The sequence below is a fragment of the Nitrospira sp. CR1.1 genome (genome assembly GCA_014055465.1).
Classification (GTDB): Bacteria; Nitrospirota; Nitrospiria; order Nitrospirales; family Nitrospiraceae; genus Nitrospira_A.
In genome coordinates this window covers 746,702-769,990 of sequence record WIAF01000001.1, presented here as the reverse complement: position 1 = coordinate 769,990, position 23,289 = coordinate 746,702, and the positions used below count along the sequence as shown (strand labels likewise).

Here is a 23,289-nt window from a genome sequence, read left to right as displayed (position 1 = left end):
AGATGCGTGAACGATTTCCTTACCATGCCTTGTCCATGAAGAAGGGACACGGAAAAGAGAAAAGGTAACAGGGACAGAGGGTAAAGGGTTAGTTCAGAACGTCCTGGGCACACCGAAACCCGATACCGCCGTCCCGGTACGCCGGAGTAAGCCAGTTCCGGCCAGCGGAGCGTACGAGGAGTGGTGCAAAGTACCAAGACCCGCCACGGATCACGCGATACTGGCCGCTTGAGGGCCCTTTTGGATTCCGCTCCGAGCTCTTGGCGTAATAGTCGTCCGCATACCAATCAGCTGTCCATTCTGCCACGTTTCCGCTCATATCATGCAGGCCCCACAGATTTGCCTCGTACGACCCGACTGGGGCGGTGCGCACAGAACCATCGTCGTAGCCGATCATGATCGCCTTCAGCAAATTCTTGGCAGCTTCGTCCGCGATATTCTCCACCCGTCGCGAGCCCGGACTGCCGTTCCCCCACCAGTAGCGTGTCGTGGTCCCTGCTCGCATGGCATATTCGAACTCTGCCTCCGTGGGCAGACGTTTCTTCGCCCATCGGCAGTAGGCGTCCCCATCCTCCCACGAGACGGACACAACGGGGTGTTCCTCACGGTTGGACACAAACACCGTCTGCCCTCCCTCCGGCTGACGCCAGTTCGCTCCCTTCACCTCCTGCCAACCCTTGCCTTCGAGGAACGCTTGCGCACTCCCTTCCTGTTCAGCCGTCGTCCGATAGCCCGTTTTTTGGACGAACTGTTGAAAGAGCCGATTGGTCACCTCGTGCTTATCGAGATAGAATGCATCCACCTGGACCTTATGCCGGGGCAGTTCGGGGTTGTACCAACCTTCGCAAGTCTTCTCATCCTTCTCGAGTTCCTTGACGCACTCACGAATCGCGCGATCCACCTCGTCCTTCGTGTTGCCCATCATGAAGCTTCCGGCCTGGATCAGCACCATCGGCGCACCATCCTTGCTGATGATCTCGCGATCTGGACCCATTTGACGCGGTTCCAGTTTGGCTGTTGTGGTTGGCGGGGGCGAGGGTTCGACACCTGCCGATGCTGTGCCTGTGCCTTCTTGCGCCGTGATGCCAAATCCCTCGATATAATCCTGGGCGCTCCTTACCGTAATCCCGCGACCAACCGACTGGCTCCCGGCGCCGACCACGGCGACCACTTTGCCGCCTTGAAAGACCGGCCCTCCTGAATGGCCTGAATCAACAGAGGGAGAAAAGTAGATATCGCGTCCTTGCCGCGAGGAGATATTGCCCTTGATCAAGGCCCAGGGGCCAGCATTGCGAGGGAATCCGATCACGAGGATGTCTTCTCCTCCCGAGAGGCGCGCGGCTCCTGCAAGAGCCAGTGCTGTGACACCAGTCGGCAAATTTTCAGCTCCTCTCACCACCAGCAGGGCCAAGCCCCTCACCTCATCGTCGCCTTCCAACCCCAGCACCTCCGCCGTCACAGGCATGTTTCGCTTAGTGAAGAACTCCACTTTGGGCTGTGCGTCTCCGGCGACCACATGGGCCGCTGTGACGATATAGGCAACATTGGTTTCCAACCGAACGATAAACCCGGTGCCGATGTTCGCCGTTCCGCTCGGTGGCTTGGCGGTGATCTTGACCACGCCGGATTGCAGCTGCGCGATGTTCTGAGCACCGACGAGGTCACCTTGGGTCACCCCAAGGAGCACAATCAGGTAGGCCACGAACCTGATTCGCACCGTCACCTTTTGAACTCCTTCCAGAGTCGATAGGCGCCCAGGCTGGTCGTGAAGACCGCAGCCACGATCGTGAAGAATACCGCCAGTCTCGCGTTGTGCCACAGGGCGTCGAACGCGGTGAGGCGGTGCCGCTGAATCGGAAGCTGGCCCGTTTTCGTGCGGATCTGCTTGGCCATGCCATAGCCGACCACTGCCATTCCGTTGCCTTCAGGAGGCAGGGTGACGCGCTCGATCGTGAATTTGTCCAGCCGCTCCAAGCCGATGGCTTCATCTACTTTGAGTGGGACGCTCCCGAGATGCGGATAATCCGGAAACGTAATCGTGCCTTGCCCGGTCAGCGCACTGACCCGCTCACCGGATGAATCCTGTCTGGTGAAGTCCAACGTCCTGACCGGGATCGTCTTGAAGATCGGCGTCGCGGATTGACCGGAGGCGAGGGTCGGCGAAAGAACCAGACCATCCGGTTGCACAACGATCTCGATCCAGGGGGCCCGTTCCGGCAAGGTGACTCGATAGGTGAGTTCGTCATTCCTCTGAAAGAGGGGATCGGCAACGCCTCGCAGCTCCACATGGTCCGCGATCACCTTGAATGGCTCGTGCAATGACAGGTTGATGTTCTCCTGCCCCGCAACTTTCACCGTCAGCCCCTCGTTCTTGCCACCGCGTGTTTCCAACGTGACGCGCGTTCCATCCGCCACGACCATGGAGTCGAGGTGGATGGTCCCCTGACCATCGCCGTTCTGTCCTTCCACCGTCATCCTCGGATGTCGCGTCTGGTCCTTGGCAGCCAGTATGACTTTCGAACTCGCGACGCTGAGGGTCTTCCAGGCTGCGGCAGGAAAGTCATCGGTCTTGACCTGATATTGCGACGGATCGGCCACTTCGACGGATTCCGGCTCAAAAGTAAGAGTGGCAAATTTCTCGATTGCGATCGAGCGGACATCAAGTTCGCCCAAGGTCGTCTTGCCTTGCTCCATCGCCCCAACCTCAAACTCCACCCGCTCCGTCGTCAACTCCACCTGGACCCGCGCGGCAATGGGCCAGAACATGAGCCCGATCACAATCACTCCCGCCAGCACAGGCGGCAGGCTCACCAGCCAGAGGGGAGAGACCCGCTGCCACCAGTACTTGGAGCCAATTGCAATTCTCTGTGGCGAACTCTTAACCAGCCGTTCAATGTCTTTGAGGAGTTGTGCAAATCCTGGGTGATCGACACCCTCCTGCCAATCCACAAGCGATTGAAACGTCCGCTGGGTAAAGCCAAGCGGGATTTCACTCTCATCGATCCTGACGGGGAGGTACTTGTCCTGTTTCTTGGCCTCATCGGCTTCCGCTTGGACCCACTCAGAATCGACAGAATGTTTGGACCACACGACAATCGCGCACTTGGCCGCTCTGAGTTCCTGTCTGATCACTGCGTTAAACGACCCCCCGGTGGGAATGTTGCGATCCCACCACACGGACCAGCCGTACGATCCCAGCGTTTTGGCGAACTGTTCGACCCAAGGACGGTCTTTGCTCGAATAGCTGATGAAGATGTCGCTCATGGGCGGTAATCAAGCGTCCATCGCCCGCTATCGGACCGCAGACCTGTGAAAGAACCGCACGGTCTGCTGCAGGGGCTGGCTCGTGTCGAGAAAATAGCCGTTACAGACCAGGCGATAGTACCCTTCCTGCGCGCCTCCCGCATCCCATCGGACAGTGAACGGGCGGCCGCCGGGATTTCGGCGAAAGGTTTGCGCCATGAGTTCGGCCGGTTCTCCTTCCCGATAGACCTTGCAGGAAAGCCGCGCATCTCCGTTGGTCTTCATGGTGAAGAGATAGCCGCCGACCTTCTCGGGCGGCCGCGCATGGTAAAGGATGGCCGGCGCAATGTCCTCGACCGAGGCAGGCGTGTCCTTTCGAAGGCGAATCAGCACGCCCAACTCGTACAGGTTGAGTTTCTGATCCAACTGCCGCAACACCGCACCGGTCGGCCATGTAAACTCATTGACCGACTTGGCCTGCCAGTCCTTCGCCGGTTTCACCCTGTCGAGCCAATAGTACAGCCGGTAATCCTGTTCCCGGACAGTCAGATGAACGGGAGCCTGACCTTGGAGGTAGAATGCGACCCGAAGCTGGTCGGGCAGTTGCTCAGCCGGCTCGTGATAATCCACCAGGGCGGAGATGACTTCGATATCGTAGCCGGAGACCGGCCTTGGCCTGACGCCTTCGAAACGATCTCCACGATTTTGATAATCCAGGTCCGATGCGGCCCATAGAGACAGGGGCACCAGGAGCAACAGGAGCGCAAAGAGTTTCTGCGTGAGCTTAGCGGTCATCGCAAACGCTTCGGAGTATGGCCACGAATCGAAGGAGGTGTACGGAACCCGACGACAGTGTAACCGAGGCGATTAAGTAAATCTAGGAAGAGGGGGGAGGATCAATATGAAGGCTCAATAAATACTGGTAATAGAGCGCTCGTCACGGCGCCTCCCTCACGGCCTCCCAATCTTGTTGGATAATCCGGATTGAACTGAGTCGGCATCCGTCTTCCTCCCTCGCCAACGCCACACAACAACCAGGCTACTTGACAACTCTTTGCAGAGATACGCGAAATATGGTAGGGAAGTGCGGCTCGAAAAGAAAGCCCCTCCCCGAGCCCAGTGGGGTACAGCGGGGAGATCGCTTCAGACCTTCTCACGCGAGGTCGCTATCCCTTCCGTCCTTCGCATCGGTCATCGCGGAGCCGCCGGCCACGCTCCTGAAAATACTCTGGCCGCCATTTGGAAAGCTCGATCATTTCACGCAGATTTCGTTGAGATCGACCTGCGCGAAACCAGCGACGGCCATCTCGTCTTGCTGCACGATGAGACGATCGATCGCACCACCAACAAATCCGGCAGTCTCGCCGAGATGTCGCTGGAGCAGGTTCAACGGCTGGACGCGGGCAATTGGCAGCGTATTCCCACGCTAGAAGAAGCGCTGGATATCTCCGGACGGGCCATCGGAGTCATTCTCGAATTGAAAGTAGAGGGTATCGGCAACGAGGCCTGCGCGATTGTGAAACGCGTCGGCTTTTCCAATTCGCTCATCTATGCCTCGTTTCTGATTGCGGAACTCCATCGCGTGCGACAGGCTGATCCGGCAGCACAGATCATGGTGCTGCACCATCGCCATCTCCCACAGGACCCCGTTGCCGAGGTGGTTGCCCTTCATGCCTCTCACGTCGGACTGCACTATTCGACGATCACACCCGCACTGCTCCAGACTTATCACGACCTCGGTCGGCAGGTCTTTGCCTATACCGTCAACGATCCGAAGGATATCCGGCGCATGTGTGACTTGGGCGTAGACGGAATTGTGTCAGACTTTCCGGACCGCATCTGACCACACCATCGACCGACAGTGACAAACCGGGCGCAGCCGTTCGTTGACCACCGGCAGACCGCCGACATGGCGCGTTGTCCTCCGTCAAGCGACCACCATCCGGAAGAACGCGTCGGACGCCACCCGGATGAAGGGGACACATCTAGGCTATCTCCGCGGCACCATGAAAACTCGATGTAGATGGGTCGGTGTGTAGGCCGAGGGAAGGGATGCCAGACCAACAAACACGATCAGGGATGAAAATGCCACGGGCGACCCTACACTACGGTGGGAGGTCGCCCGTGGTCGGCGCTTGGGACGCCTACAGTCACAATAGGTTGTTTGGACTCACAAGACCCGTTTGAGAGGATAGGATACAGGATGTTCGTCGGGGGAAGTTTTTTCCCAGGATTCTGGTGTGCCTCGTGTTTGCCCTCAATCCTTCTTTTCGAAATGGCTATTATCCTTTGATCGGATAGTGTCAAGAGACACAAGCCAGTGAAGGATCGGTCAACACGACCGACGATCAGCCCGCCTTCAACTCTGCGGGCCGTTGTAGTCCGGCGGCGTAAGTTCTTCCATGCGTGAACCTCCCCGGTTGAGGAGTGGCGAGGTCCCCCGAACAGGCGCGCACTGTTCATCGCCTCGTCACGGTTAACACAGCCCTCGAAACTTACGATTTCCCTCTTACGCTCCTTAGAAAACTCTGTCAACAGAAAAATTGGCCCTAGTCATGTTTCCTCATTCCACCTGTCCATTTCGCCCGATACAACACGGGCCCCCGTGTCTAACGGGAGCCCGCGTGCGGCGCTTAGGACGCCGACCACCCTGTGTATGTCGCGGCCCTTCCGAGACCAGCCGAGTTGATCAACGGCGGAAGCATCTCGCCGGCGGACTAGCCGACACACCGACCTGTGACGCTTCACAATGGTCAACCACGTTCTCCACTCGGAGGCATGAAGCCTGGACGCGCGTTTTGCGCATCGTGGAATGCCGTGTGGCATATGTGATGGAGAACCGGTTGGCAAACCGACGAGACTTACGCCTTCAGCTCGACAGGCCGTACAGGCCAGGTGGCGTAATATCGGTCATCGTCCACCCTCCTCTCTGGTTAGGGAATGTGTGGAAGATCTAGATGACAGCCGCGCGGTCTGTCCGGTCTTCCACTCGGGACAATGGAAATTCGGGCCGCAAATCCTATCTACGCTCCTCGAAAAATCTTGTCAACAGGGGGAATGCCTAGCCCCATCCTTCATCGGATCGCGCGCCGCCTACCGTCCTCTCATGGAGGGACCCGGTTTCGGGTCACTGGCAGACTCCGGCGTGATGACGGTCATATCCTGTTTGTGATAGCCGGCGGGCGGGACAAACAATTTGTCCTCGAGGTGTTTCTTTTCGATAGTCACGGCTTCCCAGCGCGCTTCTTCCTTTCCCTGGCCATTGCGGTCCACGCCCTTGATCGGGAACCCTCCATCCTTAAACATCTCCTGCATCCAGACCGGGAGCAGCGAAGCACCCCCCGCCTGCGCGCTCATCATTCCGGACAGGGCGGCGTTGCTGATCCCTCTCGCCATGCAGACCTCGCCGGTACTGCCATCGGACTTGTCGTTGGTTCGATAGATCTCGCACGTATATCCAGCCGCTTTGTCGCTAGCGCCGGTCTTCATGACCACGATGTCATCAATAGCCTCCGGCGCGCCCTTCGAACTTTCTGCGGTGGAAATCTCCAGATACATCCGCTCGTCGTGCAGAAGGCTGTACATCACTTTCTTCTTGGCGTCGAAAATCATGGCGTTGTTCTCCGCATCCGGGCCGGTTTCTTCAAAGCGCAGCCTGTCGCCCTTCAGGAACCATCGCCGCTGAACGGTCGTCCCTTCGCTCGTTTCGCTCAAGACAATGATGCCCTCGAAATCGCCCGCCGTGGCGATGCCGGCCAGCAGCAGGCCTCCCAACAGGCCCGCCATGACAGCACGCACGTTCCGCCCTTTTCGACACAGACGCATCGGACTATTGTCCGCCCTGCGATGGCGGCTGCTGTTTCTTCATTGCCTCGCCCAACTGCTTCATCAGCTCTTTCAGATCCGGCGGCGGCTCGTCGCCTCCGGGAGCCTCGGCGCTCTTGCCTCGCGCAGCTTTGCGCGTCTTCATGTCCTCGATCATCTTCGAGACATCCGCCCCGCCTTCCCTCTTCCGCTCTCGCATGGCCTTCAGCCGCTCCTGCATACCCGACAGGTCTTGCTTCGCCCAGTCGGCGGGAAAGGCGAACAGGCTCGAGTCCAGATTTTTCTTGTCGATGCCCGTCACTTCCATGCGAATGGATTCCTTACCCGCCGCATCATAGTGGATGCTCCGAAGACCGAAGCCGCCTTCTTCAACCAGCTGCTTGACCCAACCGGGCTGGGAGGATCGCCGCGCTACCTTCGGATCGATCCAGAACGTGGCGGCCTTCCCGAATCCTTTTGCCACGCAGAGATCGCTCTTCACGCGATGCTGCTCCTTGTCAGTGATCCGCCATACCTCACAGCGATACCCCGCAATGCTGTCGGTCTTGCCGGTGCGTTCAACGCGTTGCCCTTCAAGGGCTTCCTTGAGGGGCTCACCGCGCTCTCCCTCGAGACTGATTTCCATATACGATTTCTGTCCCGGCATCGCCATCTGCATGGTCCTGGTCTTGCCGTCAAATAGCATGACCTGCATCTGGCCATCCGTCCGCGACATTTCCACACGCCCCCTGTCGCCTTTGAGATACCAATCCATGGTGCTTGAGGCACCGGTCTCCACATGGCTGGTTTTCATATGGAGCACGCCTTCAAAATCTCCTGCGCGAGCGGGAAGGGACGTCAGGCTCAGGACCAGACCAACGAAAAGAGCCGGTTTCATTCGCATACTCAACGCTCCTGGTTAAGGGCACCCCACGACTCAGGCGTTTCAGTGTAGCCGAGGTCTACCGGCGATGCCAGATGACTTCTGGGCATACCGGCATCAGTCAATAGTCAGTTCATCAAAATTCACCCCTCTGGGAGCCGGAGGAGTCGACAGATTCATCGCACTGAGCGCCTGCACCACGAGCTCCGCGACAACCAGATTCCGATACCATTTGCGATTCGCAGGCACAATGTACCAGGGAGCCCGCTCAGTGCTGGTCGCAGCCATGACATCTTCGAACGCCGTCATGTAGCCGTCCCAGAGTTTCCGCTCTTCCAGATCACCCTCGCTGAATTTCCAGCGCTTCTCGGGGTCACAGATGCGTTCAGTGAGACGCTCCTTTTGCTCGTCTTTGGAAATGTGCAGGAACAATTTGATAATCGCCGTGCCGTCTTCGACCAAGAGCTCTTCGAATTCATTGATCTGATTGAATCGCCGGGTGACGACGCTCTTCGAGACCAGACCGTGCACCCGCGTGATCAACACGTCTTCATACTGAGACCGGTTGAAAATTCCGATGTACCCCTTGGGCGGCACTTCCTGGTGGATCCGCCACAGAAAATCCTGCTCAAGTTCCTTTTCGGTCGGCGCCTTAAAGGAGGCCACGCGGCATCCCTGCGGGTTCACGCCGGACATGACATGCTTGATCGTGCCGTCCTTTCCGCTCGTGTCCATGCCTTGCAGGATGATCAGCAATGCCCGCGTACGGTTGGCGTAGAGGCGTTCCTGCAACTGATCGAGCTTCGCGATGAGGCCGGCCGTCGCAGATTTGGCGTTAGCTTTCCCGGCCTCATTCTTTTTGTAGGACCCGGTGTCGTCGGGATCGAACCGTTTGAGGGCCGGACGGCAACGTGGCTTGATGCGATACCTATTCATGTCGTACCTCCCGCAAAAATTCTCCCGCAACAGCCGGAACCGCTGACCAGGCAATTCAATCGGCGATCAAACACGTCGCATTCCCCGGCACGCAAAAATTTCTTTCTGCCGCTCCATTGATTGAGGAGGGCGCAGCCTTATGTGATACACAGTGCTTTTACTCTATCAAGGAGGCAGCGGTCATGCTCAAGGAAGTAAGCGGAGACATTCTGTTATCCACTGCCGGCGCGATCGCGCACGGTGTTGCTCCACATGACAATTTCAAGCAGGGCTTGGCCTTGTCGCTTCGCGAGCAGTGGCCGGGCATGTACAAAGATTTTCGCCATTACTGCCAGACCTACAATCCCAAACCAGGCGGCGCCTGGTCGTGGAAAGGCCCGAACTCTCCCGTCATTATCAATCTCTTTACGCAGGAGCCGCCGGCCAGTGACCACGACCGTCCCGGCAAGGCCACCCTGCCCAACGTCAATCATGCGCTGCAGGCGCTGAAAAAGGAACTGCAGGCACATCAGGTGAAGAGCCTGGCGCTGCCTCGTCTGGCCACGGGAGTGGGCGGGCTGGAATGGGAGCACGTGTATCCCTTGCTCCAACAGGCCCTGACAGAGCTTCATATTCCCGTCTACGTGTATGGACTGTACAAGAAAGGGGTCGCGGCGCAAGAAGCCTAGCAGGCTGTTGAAAAACAATTTCGACAGCTACGCAGCCGTGCTTGAGATCGCGAGACCACGAGAAGCGCTTGCAGGTGGTCAAAAAGGCCGTCCAGCAAGGCCGCAGCGAGCGAAGAGGGAAGCGTACTCTGATCGTAGGTTGAGCCTCTGAACGATGCGAGAACGCAGCTGGCGGACTTTTTCAACACCCGGTTAGGCCGATACCGCCCGGGCGCGCGCCTCAGTGATATACCGCAGCAACTGCCCGATCTGCGACTGCCGCGTGAGGTACCATTGCGCGGCGGTCGCCGCCTTTTTCCCCACACGCACCGACACGATCCGCTCGTCCGGCAGTGAAAAGACATCCTCATCCGTATCGTCATCTCCGACATAGAGGGCTGCGGATGTCCGGAGTTGATGCATCAGCTCCAGCATGGCCGTCCCCTTGTGCAGATTGCCGGAGGGAATGGCATTCACCACGGCTTTTCCCATGACCAGGCGGGGCGCCGGGAGCAGCGTAGACACGGCATGAAAAATCGCCTCCCGCGCGGCCGCCGGCGAACAGACCTGCCGATAGTGAAAGGTCAGGGAATACACCTTATCTTCCACCACCACGCCGGCCCGCGTCAGGTCTCGATCATCTGTGGTCACGGCCTTCAACCACGCGCGACAACAGTCCTGCGCCTGCTGCATCACGCGTTCCGACGCGTGCAAGCCTTCCAGACCATGATTGCCAATGAGATGGGCAGACACTCCCTTCACGCGGGGACTGAGGTCTGCAAGGGAACGTCCGGAAATGATCGCTGTCGGCGCGACGACGGCCAAGGCATGCAGCGCCTGGCGCGCGGATTCCGTCAGACCGGCAATATGCCGATCCTGAACGATGCGCGCCAGCGTGCCGTCAAAATCGAAGGCGAACAGGGAGCCCCCCTGGCTAGCCAGCCGGTCAAGAAGACGCTTCCCTGTAGCGTTGAGGATGTCTTGCATCGGCGTGACTACCGCCCCTGTCCCGAGGCTTGCCCCACTTGCTTCATCACGCGAATGCGACGGCGCATCCTGGCCGCATCCATAAGCATGCGTCCCGCCCACCGGTACACATTAAATTCCTGGATCAATCCACGCATGCTCCGCATGCGCGCGCGCTGTTCCTTCGGCGTCATCGACAACGCCATGTGCAACGCCGCCGCACACTGGTCGATATCGTACGGATTGACCACCAGCGCCTCGGGCAATTCCTGCGCGGCTCCCGTGAACTGGCTCAGGATCAGCACTCCCTGCTCGTCGTCACGCGCCGCGATGAACTCTTTCGCCACCAGGTTCATGCCGTCATGCAAGCTGGTCACAAAACAGAGCTCGGACGCCCGGTAGTACTCATAGACATCCGGCGGCTCGTGATGTTTCACTTTCAACACGATCGGTTCATATCCCTCACGGCCAAAGCGCTTATTGATGCGCTCAGCCAGTGCATAGACCTGATCGTGAAAATGTTGGTACTGATCGATGATGGTCCGGCTCGGCGCCGCGATCTGGACGAAGGAAAACTTGCCGACCCATTCCGGCTGCAGCTCAAACAATCGTTCGACGGCAAGAAACCGCTCCATGATGCCCTTCGTGTAGTCCAATCGATCGACACCGATTCCTACCAGCCGGTCAGGCCCCATCGCATGACGCTCGCGAATATGCACCCGGCAGTCCGGCACCGGCCGTTGATTCTCCAACCAACGCGACGGCCACTCGATGGAAATCGGGTAGGGCTTCACGGCCGTGAGCCGGCCTCCATACGACACCGTGGAGCTGTCGCGATCAATACGCGCCTCAAGATTGCGATCGATACAGGCCAGGAAATGGTTGCCATGTTCACGGGTATGGAATCCGACAATGCTGCTGCCGAGCAATCCCTCCAGAATTTCCTGACGCCAGGGGCAAATGCCGTAGCTCTCCGAATTGGGCCAGGGAATATGCCAGAACATGATGATCGTGGCGTTCGGCAATTTCTCCCGGACCATCTTCGGCAGCAGCGCGAAATGGTAGTCCTGCACAAGGATGACCGGATCATCGGTCTTGGCCTCTTCGACCACCGCCGCGGCGAACCGCTCGTTGACCGCGACATATTGCTCCCAGTCTGAGGTTCGAAACGTGGGGCGCACATGCGCATTGTGGCACAGTGGCCAGAGCCCTTCGTTGGAGAAGCCATAGTAAAACCCGGATTCCTCATCCGGCGACAGCCAAATCCGGCGAATATCGTACGACGGATGGTCGGGCGGCACCCGAACATGATCCCGGCTGTCCACCACCTCCTTGTCGGCAGATCCGTTCCCGTGAGCGATCCACACGCCCGAGCAGGCTCGCATCACCGGCTCAAGGGCTGAGACCAACCCACTGGCAGGCACCTGCACCTCGACTTTTTGTCCCCGCCGGTTGTGGATGTAGGGTTGTCGATTCGACACGATGAGAATCTCATCGCCCGACAAATGTTCATGGAGAATCGTCTTCAGGCTGGCAGGACTCCAGGTGATCTGGCTTTCATCGCGCATCCGGCGGTCGGCTTCTAATTCCCGCACCAGGGCATGGAGATCCTGCGCCACCGGATGCAGTTCCGGCGAATGGGCATGATGGGCTTCGACCGGCAACCCGGTGTTGGTCAGTATGGCCCTGACACCGGCCACCCATCCTCGCCAACTGAGTTGCGCCACAAGCACGGTAACGGCCGAAATCACTCCGGCCAGGCCGACGAACAAATAGAAGATATACCACTTGGTGTCGGTGCTGCGCTGGTGCGCAAAACTCATATCGTGAATCAGCATCAAACGGCCCTGAACCTTGCCGGCCGACTGTATCGTCGCCACCACCACGTGCAGAGGGCCCTGCGCGAAATCCACCACTTCCGAGGAACCGGGCGCCAGGTGAGCCAGGCTTTCGCAGGACAATTGATCCGGGTAGGTCAGCGTCTGGTAGAGGAGGCGCTGCTGCGTATCGCAGAAACCCAGCGCATACAACCGTTCATCCTGAATCACTTTATGGAAGTAGGCAAAAATCTTCGTGCGCGAGCGGGAAGCCACGAGATCGGCCAGCGGCACTTCCATCGTGCTGGCCAGCAACTTAGACCGGCTTTCCAGGTCGCGCGTGAACCACTTCAGCGTGAGGGAATCCACTAATGGCACCACGCTGTAGGCCACGACGCCAAGGACCAGCAACAGGGGCAGGATAAACCGGAGGGATAGTCTCATTTTTTCTCCCGCAGTTTACTTTGAAATCAAAATCTCTTATGGTCTGGGGCATGTACCCCTACGGACTGATCGGCAACTGCCACGTCTCCGCGCACATCCATGAAAGCGGGTCAGTGGACTGGCTCTGCCTGCCCAGACCGGACAGTGATCCGGTCTTCGGACGAATGCTGGATCCAGAAGGTGGGCATTTCTCCATATCAAGCCCTACCAGCTCCGCTCAAGTCAAGACAACGCAGCGCTACCTGCCCAATACGAACATCCTGGTGACGGAGGTCTCCACGGCCAACAGCGACACCTTCAGAATCACGGATTTCTGTCCCCGATTCGAACAGTACGGCCGTCTCTACCGCCCCGCAGCGCTCTTTCGCATCGTGGAACCGCTGGCGGGCACGCCCTCCATCCGCGTCAGCTGTCGACCGATCGCGGGGTGGGGGAAAGAGTATGCGCGCGGCATGCGCGGCAACAGCCATGTCCGATACGACATCCGCGGGGAATACCTCAGACTCCTGACCAACATGCCCCTGACATATCTTTACGAAGAGCGCCCCTTCGCCTTGACCGAGAAGACCTATTTCGCCCTGACCTGGGGCCTGGGCATCGAGGACGACCTCGCCAAAGTCAGCCATGAATTCCTGGACCAGACGACCCGCTACTGGCGCATGTGGGTGAAGCATTGTTCGATTCCGGTGCTGCACCAGGAAGAAGTCATCCGATCCGCCCTGGCCCTGAAACTTCACTGCTATGAAGACACCGGCGCCATCCTCGCGGCCTTGACCACCAGCCTCCCCGAGGAGCCGGGCGGTCCGCGGAACTGGGACTATCGCTATTGCTGGCTGCGCGACGCCTATTTCTCTCTGACCGCCTTCCACAATCTCGGGCACTTCGAAGAGATGGAAGGGTTTCTCAAATTTCTCCTCAATATCGCCTACACCCATGAACATTCTCGGGAACGGCTGGCGCCGGTCTATACGCTCAGCCAGGATCTCCCGCTGCCGGAAACCGAACACCGGAACTGGGCCGGCTTCTGCGGCAGCGCGCCGGTGCGCAACCATAATCAGGCCGCCGAACATATCCAAAACGATGTCTACGGCGAACTGGTCCTCGCGCTGACCCCGATCTTCTCCGATAATCGTTTCTACGATCTGCGGACCAAAGACCAGGAACAACTCGTGGCCAACCTGGCCCGACTCTGCGATCGCACCATTGCCCAACCGGACGCAGGGCTGTGGGAGATTCGCAACGGGTGGCAGGAACATTCGTTTTCGAACCTGATGTGCTGGGCGGGGCTCGACCGGGCGCACCGCATGCACAAGGCGGGATTTTTGCCGTCGTTGACGCTCGATTTGGATGCCGCCAGGGCGCGCGCCGCGCAGGCGTTGCTGAACGCGACCAAAGACGGCTCGCTCCGCAACGGCCCCAAAGACGACACCTACGATGCCTCCCTGGCGCAAGCGGCGATCCTCGGGTTTCCCAATCGGGATGTGTGCGAATCGACGATGCAGAGCATCGCACGCGCATTAGCCGTGCAGAACGGCGGCAAAGAAACCGGGTTTTATTTTCGCTATCTTCGGACTGATGATTTCGGACGGCCGCAATCCAGCTTCGTCATTTGCTCATTCTGGGTCGTGCAAGGCCTGGCACGGCTCGGGCGGATGGCAGAGGCGCAACAGATCATGGCGCAGGTTCTCACCGGCGCGAACCATCTCGGGCTCTTCTCCGAACATTTCGTTCCGGAGACTCGCACCCAGCTCGGCAATTTTCCCCAAGCCTATTCCCATGTCGGCCTGATCAATGCCGCCTTCGCCGTCAGTCCTTCCTGGACGACAGTCCTCTGACACCCATGCCTGTGCAACCTGATGGGCGCCTCGGCCCGGCACAATCGAAATCTTTGGTCTGAGGATCTCGCACCCCGGAGCCGTGCGACAAGCCCCGGGGCGAAGAGGAGCGTAACTCGGCGTCAGCCGTGTAAGCGCAGACTATTGGGCAGGGCCGACGACCCGGATGGTGCCCGGCTCGATCTTCATACCGCCCGGATCGGCCGATCGCATGCGCGCGTTGTAGCTAATGACAATCGGCTTGCTAAAGCACAAGCTTGCGCTTTTGCTCGGCTCTAATTCTTTCAACTCATTCACCCCTCCCATCGTGCCCGAGAAACCCCGATCGCAGGACAACATCTCTGCATTCAGGCCGGGGATATCAATGAGCACAGGGAGCGTCCGGTGGTTCACCCAACGGATTTCGTCACCGACGTGCACGGTCAGATCCGCCGGCGTCAGACTGTTTTCAAATTTGACTTCATGAATGAGCGCCGTTCTTGAGGTTTGCGGCAACCCTGCGCAACCCGTGACCAACATCAATCCCACCACCGCCACCCACGTTCTTCGCATATCGCGCCTCCTTCCTGAAAACGATTGTACTTCAGACTCTCAGAATCTGAGCGGTCTGCTCTTACTCTTTCGAATCTCCCCAGTTACTCTACCACGTTCCCCGAGCTCACTTACAAGCTTGGGACTCAGTATTTTCGCGTGGAAGCCTATCTGCGTTATTTGACTCGTGTGACCCGATTGGCGTCGGTGTGGTGGAACAGGTCGTTCCGCCCCATCATCTTCAGTTGCGTGTCTTCGTGGTAGCTGAAACTGTCCGGGCCGTGCACGGTCACCGCGAGTTCATACCGGACGGTCTTGAACTCCCGATCCAGAAACTTATTTGAACAGATGCCATACGTATCCGATCCGGCCTCCGCCGAAATCTGAAACGACGTGGCGTCCGGCTCCACGGTTCCACCGGCGAGCACCGTGACACCTCGCGGAACAATGAAACAACGCAACACCTGCTTCGCCGCCGCATCCCAGAGCCAGTAACCGGTCTCTTCGTGAAACGGCGCGTCCTCGCCCAAGCGCCAGGCCACGGTCGCATAACGAAGCCCGTAGAGCTGCTGTTCATGATTATTGACGGGGCCGAACGGTTCGAACGTCATCCGCTCACGGAACTTGTTGCATTCCGTGCCGCGATCATCCGACGGCGCCACATCGTCGCCCTTATCGCCCTCCCACACACCGGCCAATGCCGCCAACGGACCAAGATACTGAAGCAAATCGTCACCCATTTCTCCGATCCTCCTGGTTTAGCCTATTACCGCTCAGGCTGTGGCCCAGCGGCTCTGGCGGGTGCTCTTGTAGCAGAGCGGCGGTAGCCTTTCAAATGGGAAGAGGTGAACCCGAGGGATACACCAGAGCCGGAAGCACAGCAGCCGCCGACGCCCCGTGATGTCGCCGAGCCGTCCGACACTGACCACCAGCGTCGTAATGGCCAGGAGATACGCCTGCGCCAAGGTCGGCAAGCTCACGTTCGCAATGCTCGTCCCATTCGAGATCGAGGATAGCAGCGCGGACAACAAGAGGGCCGAGAGGATCCAACGAACTGACAGGATCCGCTTCTGTTCCACAGCTAACGCCTTCCTTTCGCCAGCACGTACACCCGTTCCGTGGCCGGGCAACGTCCTTTGAGGCCGCCTGGAACATCGAGGCTGGTTAGCAGGGTGATGTCATACCGCTCTCCATAGTGCTGTCGGACTTCCGCTTCACTGACCGAGAAGGGCGGACCTTCCATCGCTTGTTGGTCGTACTCAAAGGAGATGAGCAGTTGTGGCGCCTGCCCAGTCAACGTCATGAGATGCTCGGCGTATCGAACACGCATCGCCTCGGGCAGGGCGACCAAGGCCGCCCGGTCATAGATGGCATCGACCAGACCCAGCAGCTCAGGCGTGACCTTGAAGATGTCGCCCACGAAGATATCGAGCTGCCGAGCACGGTAATGATCGAGTGCGCCGACCTTCGTGATGGTCGGCATCACGCCGAGTTCCGCGAACAATTGCTTCATAGCCACCGCGCTCAATTCCGCCCCGGCCACTCGGTAGCCACAGGACAACAACCACCCAATATCGAGCGTCTTGCCGCAGAGCGGCAGGAATATACGGCTGCCTTTCGCAAGAGACAGCTCGTCGAGATATTTCACCAACAACGGGTTCGCTTCACTCTTGTGAAAGCCGATTTCATTGCTGGCCCACCGGTCATGCCAAAACTTTGCTTCCATGCTTTGCGCCCTTTCTGATACCGGCATCTTGCGGATCGAGATGGTGAGTTTTGCCCTTTCGGTTTCGACGCCGGAGTGTACGGTGTCCCTGCTCTGGCATCCGCGGTTGGACGGCGATCGCGCGCATCGCTGGTTACGCGGCTGCGTTCGAGAGGTCTGCACGCGGCACCGCGTCCGCCTTGCGCGCCCGAGAAATACAAAAGGGCTCGGAGAGTCTCCGAGCCCTTCATGAATGATCCGCCAGCGCATCGAAAACAAACCACTGGGGGAGTATCTCCCGTCGCCCGGAACCATTGAAGTGGCTCCGGGACGAGCGAGCGGTGTTTGGTGGAGGCGAGGGGAGTTGAACCCCTGTCCGAAGATCGTCGGCACATCGCGTCTACATGTGTAGCCGATTCTTTAAGCTTCGCAGCGACCCACGCCTATCGGCCGGCTTAGAATCGCCGCTAGCCCAGTATTGTCTCGCCCCCCGCCGCTGAGCACCGGCGTGGGACCAGCCCGCTGCATCGCGCCATTCCACCCCCGCGGGCCTCAGATGGAACGACGTCTCAGCCTAAATTAGGCTGCGAGTGCCAGTTCTTGGTTGGCAGTTGCGTTTTTCCCGGAATTTTACGAGTTCCCGAGATCTCGACATGCGACGATGGCGTCAATATCCCCGTCGAAACCGGTCGCCCCCTTTCGATCGGATGTTGAAAAAGGTCTTCTGACTGCGTTCTCACTCACTCCGCTCCTCGACGTACGGGACATGTACGCCTCGGACCTTCGCATCGCTGCGGCCTTGCCAGAAGACCTTTTTGAACATCCTCAAGGTCTCCCTGACTCGGCCGTTGGCTATACGCCATCTGCTCTTGTCCTAGATGCTCATCATACCGCACGGGTCAAGGGGATGCCAGCTGATTGGATTTCGTCCCGGTCCCCGGTCGCACGATGACCCGACATCAGTTCCCGCACAACACAGATTGACAATTTCATAAACCGTACGTTGACAATACATTGACAATGTGACACCGTCCCCCAGTGAACACCAAGCAAAAGATTCTGGTGTTTCTCTCACGAAGATCCTCGGCCACGGGAGGAGAACTCCGCGAATACCTCAGCCTCAGTCGACAGGCCATGAGTCTGCATCTTCGAAGCCTGCTCGAAACGCATCAGATCGTCCGATCAGGAACCACACGGGGAGCCCGCTATAGCGTATCCGGAAAGGCCGAGAAGCCGATCACGATCACGCGCCAGCTTCCCATTCAGGACTGCGACGAGGATCGAGTATGGAGGCAACTTACGGCTCAACTGAGTCTTGAGCGAGTGCTGAGACCGAATGTGGTGGCCATTGCTCGGTATGCGTTCACGGAAATGCTGAACAATGCGATCGATCACTCACAAGCGGAACGTTGCTCCATACGTTTTACACTGACACCGAGCTTGGTCGGCTTCGACATCCGCGACGCCGGTGTCGGCGTGTTTCATTCAATCGCGAGCAAGCACCATCTGCCGGACGAAGAAACGGCCCTGGTCGAACTCCTCAAAGGGAAAACCACCACCATGCCCGAGGCCCATGCGGGGGAGGGAATCTTTTTTACCTCCCGCGCCGGTGATGACTTTACCATACGCTCTCATCGCATTCAGATCGAGTGGAAGCGCGCCAAGCAGGATGTCTTCGTGTCCCAGCAACGATATGTGACCGGAACGACCATCCACTTCACAGTACACCGCAGTGCCAAGCATAAACTGGAGGAGGTGTTCGGCGAATTTGCCCCTGCGGAATACGACTTCCAGTTCGAGAAAACAAGGGTGTTCGTGAAACTACTCCGGCGTGATTATGTCTCTCGGTCGGAGGCGAAACGTTTGCTGGCCAATCTGGAGAAGTTCAGAGAAATCCGCCTTGATTTTCGTGACGTACGATCCGTGGGACAAGGTTTTGCCGATGAAGTATTCCGTGTGTTTGCTGATCGCCACCCCGGCATCGTCATCCACCCCGAGCACGCGAGCCCCGCCGTCCTGGCCATGATCAATCATGTCCGCCCCACTACTCCTCGCGAAAATTCGTCGCACTGACGGTGCAAAAAATACCGCACAGGTCAAGGGGATGCCAGGCAGTTGTGTCCTACATCGTTCTGATTCAACCTAGGCACCCAGATACTTAAGCGTTAGCCCCATTTTCTCGATAAACCGGCTCAAATCCTTGACAGCCGTCTTATAGCCCTTGTGAGCCTCCATAAAGTACCCACCACATTTGATTGGTTCACGGAAACCATTGCCCTTCTGGTGAACGGGACGATCAGCAATGAGATAACGAACGCCACTCGTGCTATACGGTACGAGGTCCTTAATGCGCTTGGAGTATCCCTTGTCTAGCAAATACTTCAGCGTCTCCTGATACATCTCTTTAACTGAAACCGCCCGAATCACATGACCATCAATCTCAATCGTCACCCCTCTTTCACGAGGAATCCGTCCCGCAATTTTGGCTTCTCGAACTAACGAACTTGGTTTGCTACCAGTGGATGCACCGACTCTCTCATCGACTTTTGATATTTCTGATCCCGTCTTCTCGTAATGGCTAACAAGTCTTTCAATGATATCGGCTGGCTTATCAACAAGCGGCACCGCTAGTTTTTGCAAACGAACAAACAAGTCTTCAGGAAGCGCTACTTCATGCATACTTACCTCCATATTAACTGCTGTATATAGTGGTTTATTTTATAAATGAGTTTAGTGGTAAACGTCAAGGCGGTAGTAGTAGAATCTCAACCGGGCTACTCTCTTGCTCAGCATTTCGCCGGGTCACGAATCCTGGTTGGCATGCTAATGGTCCGAACTGGCTGATTTTCTTTACATTCCTTTACTTGCCCAGCGCTCCACCGAATACTGCCGTTCTCCCCAGGCATCGAGCCCGCCTTCGAGCGGGCGCACACGATGGATGCCCGTCTTATTCAACAGAAACGCCGTCCTGGCGCTAGAGACTTCATTCGGGCAGGTGCAGTAGAGCACAATGTCGCGATCGCGAGGAATCTCCTGATGGCCATATTCACCTGTTCCATTGTGAAGTCAATCGAACCAAAATGGTCCCAGAAGCGCGTTCCACAGCAAGTAGCTACCAGATGAGACACGATGTGGACGAGCAGCCTAGGCTTTCCCCTCGAAACTCACGGAATCGGCGTAAAGGTCCAGGTCCATCCCTGGTCCTGTTGCGTAAAGACCTGCCCCTTCGATAACTGACCCGCGAGGAACTCCGGCGGGAGTGTCACCAGTACCTGCTCCTCGCGAACCTGCCCCTGAACGGGACGTGTGCCCTTGCAGCCGCCTCCGCCGGCATATTCATCCATGTCCGGGGTTCTCCGCTCTCCGATCAAACCGAACATCGTTCCGATCACCGTAATGCTCTTGAGATCGAAGTGTTCATAAGTACCCTTAAGCACCGGCGCCGGGCAGACCGCCGAACCATCACGAAGGTTGTCCACTTTCGTCGGAATATTCGGCAGCACCTTGGGCTGCGCCCCTTCTTCCAGCGGCCAGAAAAATTCGAATTCTACCTGCTCGGTGACATCGGCCACGGCAGAGCCGCCGATAAACTGTTTCTCCCGCTGAAACACACCGACGACCTTGTACTTCACGCCTGCAGTCTTCTGACGCGACGCACTTTTCACCTGCCGGATACCGGTTACATCTGCGCCTGTCTTCCAGTCTCTCCATGCGCCTGCTTCCACCCAGCCACAGAGCAGCACTCCTGCGGCGATCACTGAAATCATCGGCCTTGCCATAGGCATCGCCCTTTCCTCGCCGGAACAGTCCACGAACTCACTCACCCGATCAGGTATGCATCCTTCGCTCCACGGGGAAGTTGCGTTCCCGCCAGGCATTCAGCCCTCCTTCCAGCGGCCGCACCCGGTGAATGCCCTTTTTCTTGAGCAAAAATGCCGTTCTGGCGCTGGAGACTTCGTTCGGACAGGCGCAGTACAGCACGATATCGCGGTCGCGCGGGATTTCGTGATGTCGATGCTCGATCTCTTCCAAGGTAAAGTTGATGGATCCCGGGATGCTCTCGGAATCACGGTCGAGTGACAGCGGATGCCGGACATCAACCACACTGATGGCCTCCCCGGCGTCCATACGCCGCTTGAGCTCATCCACGGAAATTTTCGCCATGCGCAGATGTCGCAAAAACCTCTGCCGGTGATAGAACTTGTAGGCGAGAAATCCGGCGAAACCCAGGAGAAGGATGACGAGCATCAGGCCGCCGGCCTGGTCGAACAGCCCGGCGAGCTGTTCCAACTGATCGCTGAACAACGCGCCAACTCCGGCGCTGACCGCCGCCCAGATCAAGGTGCCGGCGATATCGTACACGACAAACATCGCCGCAGGCATGCCGACAATACCAGCCAGCGGCGGCGCCACGGTGCTCAAACCCGGGATGAATTTGGCCAGCAGCAATCCGCGAGGCCCGTTCCGGTGAAACACAGTCTCCGTATCCCGCACGCAGGAATCCGGTTCCAGCGACAGGCGGCAGAGAAACCCCAGCACTTTTCCGCCCTTGCGACGACCCAGGTAATACCAGGCGAGGTCCGGTGGAAGAGAGGCGGTAACCGGTACCAACAAGGCCGTGGCAAGGCTCATTTTTCCAGCCCCAACCAGAGCGCCAGCGGCAACAAGGAGCGGAATGGCGGGAAGGGGGAAGCCAATCTGCTCGACGAAGATCACCCAGAACAGCACCGACGAACCATGCTCGGCCAAGAAGTCAAACGGATTCATAGCCGATGATGTCCTCCCGCTCAGGCACTCCGGAAACGCGAGAACCGCGCAAAGAGAATGGCCGCGAAGGGGAGCGCCAGACCTAACACCGCTTGCACGATCAGCAACATTCCCAACTGACCGTAATCGTCGGGCGTCTGAATCGCGTTGGTGACCGGATCCCGTACCTCCCGAGTCACCACAAACAGCTCGTTCAGATATTTCGTCCCGAGCTGGCTGAGCGACAACGCAAGATTGGTAAAGGAGGCCATCACGGCAAAATAGGTGGCCTTGAGATTAGCCGGCGCAGAGTTCGCAATCCAGGCCAACATGGGAATCATGGAGATTTGTCCCAGCGGCGATTCCAGCGCGGTATTGATCAATGCGATGAAGCGCGCATCCACCACGCCGCCGGTCAGCGCCGCGGTCCATTCGTGAAGTCCGTAATACATGCTGACAATGGGAAGCCCGAGGAGAAAGGCTGCCACCGTCAAAAACCCGACGACATAGGCAATAGACCGTTCCGCCATAAACCGGCGAAAGAGAAACATGCCCGCGAGCGTCAACGCGCTGCCGATGAGCGACAACACCGACAGAAACTGCTGATCGAATTTCAGCTTGTCGATCATCCACCAGGTCGCGCCTTCGCCGGGCCCCGGCACCGCACGAAACACGAACACCACCAACGCCGTGCCGACGAGCACATGCCTGGCGTCGGGAGCCAGTTCGCGAGTCAGGCGGACCATCAAGACCGACACGATGGCCATCGATCCCGCGAAGACGATTTCTTCATTGAACGGAAAATCCGCCATTCCCACGGTCAGGGTAAACAAGACGAACAGCAGGCTGCCTCCGAGAATCCACCAATTAGGCTGGGTCGGTTCTGCTGGCCTATCCAGCAACGCGGCAACCTGGGCGGAGGTCATGCCCTGGCTGAGAAACCGCCGTTTGGCTCGCAGGCGGAGAATCGACGCGGTAATCACGCCGAGCACCGATACGGCCGGTATGGTCAGGGCCAGGAGATAGACTTGCTGATAAATTTCCGCGACTTGTTCCTTCGGCAGATTCTCGACACCCATGAACAGGTACAGATTGATGAGCGCCACCACAATCCCACCGCTGATGATGGCCACACGTCCCAGCGTCTGCATGGTCGTGTGCATCAGCTTCAGCCTGGCTTCGTCGATAGGGAGGCCTCGCTCATCGACCCTCGGAACAGCCTCAACCGTCATGGCATCGGCGACCGTGTCCTGAATCACATACCCGATCGGGGCCAGAAGCGCGCTCAGCACGTACCAGACTTCAGCCGGCATGACGGCGATCATGGCCTCGCGATGACCGATCAAACCGACCATGATCAACAGACTGGCGGTAATCACTCCCGCGCCGGCATACACGAGCAGGCTCTTCCATCGCCACAGCAGATCAACCAGATGTCCGAACGGCATTTTGAGCGCCCAGGGAATGCCGGCCCAAAATCCCAATGCCGCAAGAAAGGCGGCGGACAAGCCCAGATAATCTTTCACAAAGAATGTGCCGACGATGCCGGTGAGCCCGGAAATACCCGCAGCCATGTAGACCATGAGCGGGGGCAAATAGGACAGTTGGAAGTCGCGGGCGAGTTCCAGGATATTGCGGTCGATCCAGCGGGAAACGGCAGTCATCATCACAAGGGTACCGGCAACGGCACAGAGTTCATGATCATCCTCTCTGTTACCCGTACCGGATAGGC

Annotated in this window: 19 protein-coding genes, 1 other RNA gene and 3 pseudogenes; 5 read left to right on the top strand and 18 right to left on the bottom strand. The window is 58.1% G+C overall.

Features of this window, described 5'->3' with window-relative positions; genetic code table 11:
* Positions 1-88 precede the first annotated feature (88 nt).
* The 3 genes from GDA65_03815 to GDA65_03805 are packed head-to-tail and all read right to left on the bottom strand — an operon-like array spanning position 89 to position 4,038.
* Positions 89-1,819, bottom strand: coding sequence for an SUMF1/EgtB/PvdO family nonheme iron enzyme (locus GDA65_03815; GenBank protein MBA5861825.1), 1,731 nt, complete (start codon positions 1,817-1,819; stop codon positions 89-91).
* Positions 1,720-3,264, bottom strand: a complete 1,545-nt coding sequence (locus GDA65_03810; GenBank protein ID MBA5861824.1) for a TIR domain-containing protein — start codon at positions 3,262-3,264, stop codon at positions 1,720-1,722. Before GDA65_03810 ends, GDA65_03815 begins: the two co-directional genes overlap by 100 nt.
* A 27-nt stretch (positions 3,265-3,291) precedes the next feature.
* Entirely contained in the window at positions 3,292-4,038 is a 747-nt protein-coding gene (locus GDA65_03805; GenBank protein MBA5861823.1) for a hypothetical protein, read from the bottom strand.
* A gap of 259 nt (positions 4,039-4,297) precedes the next feature.
* Between GDA65_03805 and GDA65_03800 the strand changes: the two genes are divergently transcribed.
* Positions 4,298-5,086, top strand: a complete 789-nt coding sequence (locus tag GDA65_03800; GenBank protein ID MBA5861822.1) for a glycerophosphoryl diester phosphodiesterase — start codon at positions 4,298-4,300, stop codon at positions 5,084-5,086.
* 1,250 nt (positions 5,087-6,336) lie between these two features.
* On the opposite strand, the gene GDA65_03795 is transcribed toward GDA65_03800, so the two are convergent.
* From GDA65_03795 to GDA65_03785, 3 genes are all read right to left on the bottom strand, one after another.
* Positions 6,337-7,068, bottom strand: a complete 732-nt coding sequence (locus tag GDA65_03795) for a DUF4412 domain-containing protein (GenBank protein MBA5861821.1) — start codon at positions 7,066-7,068, stop codon at positions 6,337-6,339.
* A gap of 4 nt (positions 7,069-7,072) precedes the next feature.
* Positions 7,073-7,951: a DUF4412 domain-containing protein gene (locus GDA65_03790; GenBank protein MBA5861820.1), complete on the bottom strand. Its 879-nt coding sequence runs from the start codon at positions 7,949-7,951 to the stop codon at positions 7,073-7,075.
* Positions 7,952-8,047: 96 nt separating this feature from the next.
* Positions 8,048-8,866, bottom strand: a complete 819-nt coding sequence (locus tag GDA65_03785) for a polyphosphate kinase 2 family protein (protein MBA5861819.1) — start codon at positions 8,864-8,866, stop codon at positions 8,048-8,050.
* 182 nt (positions 8,867-9,048) lie between these two features.
* On the opposite strand from GDA65_03785, the gene GDA65_03780 reads away from it, so the two are divergent.
* The gene (locus GDA65_03780; protein MBA5861818.1) at positions 9,049-9,534 is read left to right on the top strand and encodes an Appr-1-p processing protein; all 486 of its coding nucleotides are present in this window, start codon (positions 9,049-9,051) and stop codon (positions 9,532-9,534) included.
* 192 nt (positions 9,535-9,726) lie between these two features.
* On the opposite strand, the gene otsB is transcribed toward GDA65_03780, so the two are convergent.
* Positions 9,727-10,500: a trehalose-phosphatase gene (gene otsB / locus GDA65_03775; protein MBA5861817.1), complete on the bottom strand. Its 774-nt coding sequence runs from the start codon at positions 10,498-10,500 to the stop codon at positions 9,727-9,729.
* A gap of 8 nt (positions 10,501-10,508) precedes the next feature.
* Complete coding sequence (locus tag GDA65_03770) at positions 10,509-12,740, bottom strand: trehalose-6-phosphate synthase (protein ID MBA5861816.1); 2,232 nt, start codon at positions 12,738-12,740, stop codon at positions 10,509-10,511.
* A gap of 38 nt (positions 12,741-12,778) precedes the next feature.
* On the opposite strand from GDA65_03770, the gene GDA65_03765 reads away from it, so the two are divergent.
* On the top strand, positions 12,779-14,575 hold the full coding sequence (locus GDA65_03765) for a glycoside hydrolase family 15 protein (protein ID MBA5861815.1): 1,797 nt from the start codon (positions 12,779-12,781) through the stop codon (positions 14,573-14,575).
* 141 nt (positions 14,576-14,716) lie between these two features.
* On the opposite strand, the gene GDA65_03760 is transcribed toward GDA65_03765, so the two are convergent.
* From GDA65_03760 to tmpT, 4 genes and pseudogenes are all read right to left on the bottom strand, one after another.
* On the bottom strand, positions 14,717-15,127 hold the full coding sequence (locus tag GDA65_03760) for a hypothetical protein (GenBank protein ID MBA5861814.1): 411 nt from the start codon (positions 15,125-15,127) through the stop codon (positions 14,717-14,719).
* A 155-nt stretch (positions 15,128-15,282) separates the two neighbouring features.
* Positions 15,283-15,846, bottom strand: a complete 564-nt coding sequence (locus GDA65_03755) for a DUF1794 domain-containing protein (GenBank protein ID MBA5861813.1) — start codon at positions 15,844-15,846, stop codon at positions 15,283-15,285.
* Between the two features lie 138 nt (positions 15,847-15,984).
* Positions 15,985-16,185 (bottom strand): annotated as a pseudogene (locus GDA65_03750) (MFS transporter).
* A 2-nt stretch (positions 16,186-16,187) separates the two neighbouring features.
* Entirely contained in the window at positions 16,188-16,832 is a 645-nt protein-coding gene (gene tmpT, locus GDA65_03745; GenBank protein MBA5861812.1) for a thiopurine S-methyltransferase, read from the bottom strand.
* Between the two features lie 19 nt (positions 16,833-16,851).
* On the opposite strand from tmpT, the pseudogene GDA65_03740 reads away from it, so the two are divergent.
* A pseudogene (locus tag GDA65_03740) lies at positions 16,852-17,064 on the top strand (hypothetical protein).
* A gap of 93 nt (positions 17,065-17,157) precedes the next feature.
* Here the strand turns inward: GDA65_03740 and ssrA are convergent.
* Positions 17,158-17,508: a transfer-messenger RNA gene (gene ssrA, locus GDA65_03735) on the bottom strand.
* A 341-nt stretch (positions 17,509-17,849) separates the two neighbouring features.
* Here ssrA and GDA65_03730 point away from each other — a divergent pair.
* Positions 17,850-18,884, top strand: coding sequence for a DUF4325 domain-containing protein (locus GDA65_03730; GenBank protein MBA5861811.1), 1,035 nt, complete (start codon positions 17,850-17,852; stop codon positions 18,882-18,884).
* Positions 18,885-18,953: 69 nt separating this feature from the next.
* On the opposite strand, the gene GDA65_03725 is transcribed toward GDA65_03730, so the two are convergent.
* The 5 genes and pseudogenes from GDA65_03725 to GDA65_03705 all read right to left on the bottom strand — a co-directional run bounded on the left by GDA65_03725 (position 18,954) and on the right by GDA65_03705 (position 23,224).
* On the bottom strand, positions 18,954-19,490 hold the full coding sequence (locus GDA65_03725; protein MBA5861810.1) for a hypothetical protein: 537 nt from the start codon (positions 19,488-19,490) through the stop codon (positions 18,954-18,956).
* A gap of 171 nt (positions 19,491-19,661) precedes the next feature.
* Positions 19,662-19,888 (bottom strand): annotated as a pseudogene (locus GDA65_03720) (sulfurtransferase).
* 87 nt (positions 19,889-19,975) lie between these two features.
* Entirely contained in the window at positions 19,976-20,596 is a 621-nt protein-coding gene (locus GDA65_03715; GenBank protein MBA5861809.1) for a hypothetical protein, read from the bottom strand.
* 43 nt (positions 20,597-20,639) lie between these two features.
* Positions 20,640-21,578 carry a sulfurtransferase gene (locus GDA65_03710; protein MBA5861808.1) on the bottom strand — a complete coding sequence of 313 codons (939 nt, stop codon included), beginning with the start codon at positions 21,576-21,578 and terminating at the stop codon, positions 20,640-20,642.
* A 20-nt stretch (positions 21,579-21,598) separates the two neighbouring features.
* The gene (locus tag GDA65_03705; protein ID MBA5861807.1) at positions 21,599-23,224 is read right to left on the bottom strand and encodes a hypothetical protein; all 1,626 of its coding nucleotides are present in this window, start codon (positions 23,222-23,224) and stop codon (positions 21,599-21,601) included.
* Positions 23,225-23,289 lie beyond the last annotated feature (65 nt).

Bases quoted from the DNA above. Each gene is read 5' to 3' on its own strand.
- GDA65_03765 (MBA5861815.1), top strand. From the start codon at position 12,779: ATGGTCTGGGGCATGTACCCCTACGGACTGATCGGCAACTGCCACGTC.
- otsB (MBA5861817.1), bottom strand. From the start codon at position 10,500: ATGCAAGACATCCTCAACGCTACAGGGAAGCGTCTTCTTGACCGGCTG.
- GDA65_03790 (MBA5861820.1), bottom strand. From the start codon at position 7,951: ATGCGAATGAAACCGGCTCTTTTCGTTGGTCTGGTCCTGAGCCTGACG.
- GDA65_03795 (MBA5861821.1), bottom strand. From the start codon at position 7,068: ATGCGTCTGTGTCGAAAAGGGCGGAACGTGCGTGCTGTCATGGCGGGC.
- GDA65_03780 (MBA5861818.1), top strand. From the start codon at position 9,049: ATGCTCAAGGAAGTAAGCGGAGACATTCTGTTATCCACTGCCGGCGCG.
- GDA65_03715 (MBA5861809.1), bottom strand. From the start codon at position 20,596: ATGCCTATGGCAAGGCCGATGATTTCAGTGATCGCCGCAGGAGTGCTG.
- tmpT (MBA5861812.1), bottom strand. From the start codon at position 16,832: ATGGAAGCAAAGTTTTGGCATGACCGGTGGGCCAGCAATGAAATCGGC.
- GDA65_03785 (MBA5861819.1), bottom strand. From the start codon at position 8,866: ATGAATAGGTATCGCATCAAGCCACGTTGCCGTCCGGCCCTCAAACGG.
- GDA65_03805 (MBA5861823.1), bottom strand. From the start codon at position 4,038: ATGACCGCTAAGCTCACGCAGAAACTCTTTGCGCTCCTGTTGCTCCTG.
- GDA65_03810 (MBA5861824.1), bottom strand. From the start codon at position 3,264: ATGAGCGACATCTTCATCAGCTATTCGAGCAAAGACCGTCCTTGGGTC.
- GDA65_03770 (MBA5861816.1), bottom strand. From the start codon at position 12,740: ATGAGACTATCCCTCCGGTTTATCCTGCCCCTGTTGCTGGTCCTTGGC.
- GDA65_03705 (MBA5861807.1), bottom strand. From the start codon at position 23,224: ATGATGACTGCCGTTTCCCGCTGGATCGACCGCAATATCCTGGAACTC.
- GDA65_03760 (MBA5861814.1), bottom strand. From the start codon at position 15,127: ATGCGAAGAACGTGGGTGGCGGTGGTGGGATTGATGTTGGTCACGGGT.
- GDA65_03755 (MBA5861813.1), bottom strand. From the start codon at position 15,846: ATGGGTGACGATTTGCTTCAGTATCTTGGTCCGTTGGCGGCATTGGCC.
- GDA65_03710 (MBA5861808.1), bottom strand. From the start codon at position 21,578: ATGAATCCGTTTGACTTCTTGGCCGAGCATGGTTCGTCGGTGCTGTTC.
- GDA65_03725 (MBA5861810.1), bottom strand. From the start codon at position 19,490: ATGCATGAAGTAGCGCTTCCTGAAGACTTGTTTGTTCGTTTGCAAAAA.